At 64.3% G+C, this 4,503-nt stretch carries 4 protein-coding genes; all 4 read left to right on the top strand.

Annotated elements, in window-relative coordinates; translation table 11 throughout:
* A partial coding sequence (locus DBR23_RS03030) for a TRAP transporter substrate-binding protein (protein WP_108497276.1) occupies window positions 1-785 on the top strand: 785 nt, incomplete at its 5' end.
* Window positions 786-874: 89 nt separating this feature from the next.
* Window positions 875-1,363 (top strand): TRAP transporter small permease, encoded by a 489-nt coding sequence (locus DBR23_RS03025; RefSeq protein ID WP_108497275.1) that lies wholly within the window; start codon window positions 875-877, stop codon window positions 1,361-1,363.
* Between the two features lie 204 nt (window positions 1,364-1,567).
* Window positions 1,568-2,860, top strand: coding sequence for a TRAP transporter large permease (locus tag DBR23_RS03020; protein ID WP_056066169.1), 1,293 nt, complete (start codon window positions 1,568-1,570; stop codon window positions 2,858-2,860).
* A 69-nt stretch (window positions 2,861-2,929) separates the two neighbouring features.
* Window positions 2,930-4,503: galactarate dehydratase (gene garD, locus DBR23_RS03015; RefSeq protein WP_369882077.1), on the top strand; the 1,574-nt coding region annotated here is incomplete at its 3' end.

Here is a 4,503-nt window from a genome sequence, read left to right as displayed (position 1 = left end):
CCAAGGGGTCGCTTGGCATCGAGAAGGACACCATCGAGCAGACCAAGCTGGGGGCGATTGCCATGACGCGCGTGAACGTCGCGCCCATGAACAACATTTGCCCCGCCACCATGGTGCCCACCATGCCCTTCCTGTTCCGCGACAAGGAGCACATGCGCAAGGTGCTGGATGGCTCCATTGGCGACGAGATCCTGAAGGACTGCGAATCGCAGGGCTTCGTGGGCCTGGCGTTCTATGACAGCGGTGCACGCTCGATCTACACCGTCAAGAAGCCCATCAAGACCCTGGCCGACGTCAAGGGCCTGAAGGTGCGCGTGCAGCAGAGCGACCTGTGGGTCTCGCTGCTCGAAGCCATGGGCGCCAACGCCACCCCCATGCCGTTCGGCGAGGTCTACACCGCGCTCAAGACCGGCCTGGTGGACGCTGCAGAAAACAACTACCCCAGCTACGAAAGCTCGCGCCACTTCGAAGTCGCCAAATACTTCAACAAGACCGAGCATTCCATGGCGCCCGAGATCCTCTTGTTCAGCAAGCGGGTGTGGGACACCTTGAGCGCTGACGACCAGAAGGCCATCCGCGCCGCCGCCAAGGAGTCGGTGGGCTTCATGCGCAAGATCTGGGACGAGCGCGAAGAGAAATCCCTGGCCACGGTGAAGGCTGGCGGCGCGCAGGTGGTGGATATCGACAAGGTGGCCTTCAAGGCTGCCATGAAGCCGGTGTACGACAAGTTCCTCAAGGACCCCAAGCTGCAGGACATGGTCAAGCGCATCGACGCGGTGCAATAAGCCAGAAGCCAGAGTCTCCAGGGCAGGCGTGACCGGGAACAGCCCGCCGCCTGCCCGTTTCCAGTTGTTGTTGTTTTTGAATGTCCACTATGTACACGCGACTCTGCGCTTTCATTGCGCGCGCCTGCCTGAAGCTCGGGGTGGGAGGGCTGGTCCTGCTGGTCTGTGCCGTGCTCTACCAGGTCATCGGCCGCTATGTCTTCAATGACACCCCCACCTGGGCCGAGAGCGGCGCCGTGCTGCTGGTGCTGTACGTGACCATGCTGGGCATGGCTGTGGGCGTGCGTGATGCGGGCCACATCGGTCTCGAATCGTTCCTGGTGCTGGCGCCGGATTGGTTGCGCACCAAGCTCGAGCTGCTGATCCACGCGCTGGTGCTGCTGTTCGGCATAGTCATGGCCTGGAACTGCGGCGTGCTGGCCGAATCGGTGGCACCGTACAAGATCCCCACCCTGGGCATCTCCGAAGCCTTCAAGTACGTGCCGCCCGCCATGGCTGGCGTGCTGGTGGCCATGTTCTCGCTGGAACACATCATCGCCATCCTGCGTGGCACGGAAGTAGAGCCAGCCTGGCACTAAAGAGACTGGGAATCCCTTGTCCATGCCCGCCTTGCACGCCAAAACACCCCGGCTCGTCGTTGCAAATGCTCGCCATAGCACTGGCTATGGCTGCGCTTTGCGCCTAGATCCGGGACGTTTTGGCGCGCCTTTCGGGCACGGCCAAAGAATTCCCAGCCTCTAAGCCCGCCCCTAAAACGTCTTCATAAAAATTCCATCACCATCATGGCGTTGACCATCCTGTGCGTGAGCTTCACGCTATTGCTGCTGCTGGGCGTGCCCGTGGCCTTCTCGATCGGCCTGTCCTCGCTGGCCACCATCCTGTACGAAGGACTGCCCCTGGCCGTGGGTTTCCAGCAAATGATTTCGGGCATGAACCCGTTCTCGTTCCTGGCCATACCGTTCTTCATCTTTGCTGGCGAGATCATGATGTACGGCGGCATCGCCGACCGCATCGTCAACTTCGCCAAGAGCGTGGCGGGCCATGTGCGTGGCGGCCTGGGCATGAGCAATGTGCTGGCCTGCACGCTGTTTGGCGGTGTCTCGGGCTCGCCGGTGGCCGACGTGTCGGCCATGGGCGCCGTGCTCATCCCGCAGATGAAGAAGGAGGGCTACCACGCTGACTACGCGGTGAACGTGACCACCCACGCCTCGCTGGTGGGCGCGCTCATGCCCACCTCGCACAACCTCATCATCTTCACGCTGGCGGCTGGGGGCAAGGTGAGCATTGCGGCGCTGATCCTTGCAGGCATCGTGCCGGCCCTGTTGCTGACCATCTGCAACCTGGCTGCCGCCTACTTCGTGGCTGTCAAGCGCGGCTACCCCGCAGGCACCTTCCCGGGCTGGGAGATTGTGTGGATCTCGTTCCGCGCCTCGGTCCCGGGCCTGGCCGTGGTGGTCATCATCATTGCAGGCATTTTGTCGGGGGCGTTCACCGCGACGGAGTCGGCGTCGGTCGCAGTGCTGTGGGCGCTGATTCTGTCGGTCTTCGTCTACAAGAAGCTCACGCGCGAGCAGTTCCTCAAGGCCGCGTCCAAGGCCGTCAAGACCACGGGCACAGTGCTGCTGCTCATCGGCATCTCGTCGATGTTCGGCTACCTCATCGGCCTCTACGGTGTGGCCGAGCTCACGGGTGATGCGCTCAAGTCCATGAGCACCTCGCCCTGGGTGATCTTCCTGTCGGTGAACATCATCCTGTTCGTGCTGGGCACCTTTCTCGACATGGCGGCCACCATCCTTATCTGCACGCCCATCTTTTTGCCGATCTGCCAGCAGTTCGGCATGAGCACGGAGCAGTTCGGTATCGTCATGCTGATCAACTGCGCGCTGGGCCTGAACACCCCTCCCGTGGGCACCACGCAGTTCATCGGCTGCACCATCGGGGGCGTGTCGGTGGGCGAGGTGATGAAGACCATCTGGCCGTTCTACAGTGCGCTCATCGTGGCGCTGATGCTGGTGACCTATGTGCCCCAGTTCTCGATGTGGCTGCCAGACCTGGTGCTCAAGGGCGGCGGCTGACCCGGCAGGAGTGATGGCTCGGCCACCGGGCGGATTGAAACCCGCGTACCTTGTGAATTGAACGGACCTATGCGACAAGCTCTCACCATCCGCATGCATGCCCAGGACAACGTCGCCATCGTCGCCAACGACGGTGGCCTGCCTGCGGGCACCCTGTTGCCAGACGGTGTGCCGGGCGCGGGCATCACGCTGCGCGACAAGGTGCCGCAGGGCCACAAGGTGGCGCTGGCGGACATCCCCGAAGGCGGCGTGGTGCGCCGCTACAACGTGCCCATCGGCTATGCGCTGAAAGACATCCCCGCAGGCAGCTGGGTGCATGAGCGCCTGCTGCAGATGCCCTCGGCCCGTGCGCTGGAGGGCTTGCCCATGGCCACCGTGAAGCCCCCGGTGCTTGAACCCCTGACGGGCTACACCTTCGAGGGTTACCGCAACGCCGATGGCTCAGTGGGCACGCGCAACATCCTGGCCATCACCACCACCGTGCAGTGTGTGGCCGGTGTGGTGGCGCAGGCCGTGCGCCGCATCAAGGCCGAGCTGCTGCCTTTGTTTCCCCATGTGGACGATGTGATCGGCCTGGAGCACACCTACGGCTGTGGCGTGGCCATTGACGCGCCCGACGCCATCATCCCCATCCGCACGCTGCGCAACATCAGCCTCAACCCCAACTTTGGGGGCGAGGTCATGGTGGTCAGCCTGGGCTGCGAAAAGCTGCAGCCCGACCGCCTGCTGCCCCCGGGCAGCTTCCCCATCACCGACGAGCGCGACGCGGCGCTGGGCCCCGAGACGGTATGCCTGCAGGCCGACGAGCATGTGGGCTTCATGTCCATGCTCGACCACATCGTGCAAAGTGCGCGCCCGCACCTGGCCCGCCTGAACGCCCGCCGCCGCGAGACCATCCCCGCCAGCGAGCTGGTGCTGGGTGTGCAGTGCGGTGGCAGCGATGCGTTCTCGGGCGTCACCGCCAACCCGGCCGTGGGCTTCTGCGCCGACCTGCTGGTGCGCGCGGGCGCCACGGTGATGTTCAGCGAGAACACCGAGGTGCGCGACGCCGTTGAGCAGCTCACCAGCCGCGCAGCCACGCCCGAAGTGGCTGACGCTATCGTGCGGGAGCTGGGCTGGTACGACCGCTATCTGGACCGGGGCCGTGTGGACCGCGCGGCCAACACCACGCCGGGCAACAAGGCGGGCGGCTTATCGAACATCGCCGAGAAGGCCATGGGCTCCATCATCAAGAGCGGCACCGCGCCCATTGCGCATGTGCTGGCCCCGGGCGAGAAGCTGCGCCGCGACCAGCGCGGCCTGGTGTATGCCGCCACGCCCGCCAGCGACTTCATCTGCGGCACGCTGCAACTGGCTGCCGGCATGAACCTGCACGTGTTCACCACCGGCCGGGGCACACCCTACGGTCTGGCCGAATGCCCTGTGGTCAAGGTCGCGACGCGCACTGATCTGGCCCGCCGCTGGCACGACCTGATGGACATCAACGCCGGCAAGATCGCCGATGGCGAGGCCACTATCGAACAGCTGGGATGGGAGATGTTCCACCTGCTGCTCGACGTGGCCAGCGGTCGCAAGAAGACCTGGGCCGAGCAGTGGCAACTGCACAACGCGCTGGTGCTGTTCAACCCGGCGCCCGTCACCTA

The organism is Acidovorax sp. HMWF018, assembly GCF_003061035.1.
Taxonomy (GTDB): domain Bacteria; phylum Pseudomonadota; class Gammaproteobacteria; order Burkholderiales; family Burkholderiaceae_C; genus Acidovorax; species Acidovorax delafieldii.
Note: the sequence above shows the minus strand (reverse complement) of the source record. Positions and strands in the feature narration are given on the sequence as shown.

Bases quoted from the DNA above. Each gene is read 5' to 3' on its own strand.
- DBR23_RS03025 (WP_108497275.1), top strand. From the start codon at position 875: ATGTACACGCGACTCTGCGCTTTCATTGCGCGCGCCTGCCTGAAGCTC.
- DBR23_RS03020 (WP_056066169.1), top strand. From the start codon at position 1,568: ATGGCGTTGACCATCCTGTGCGTGAGCTTCACGCTATTGCTGCTGCTG.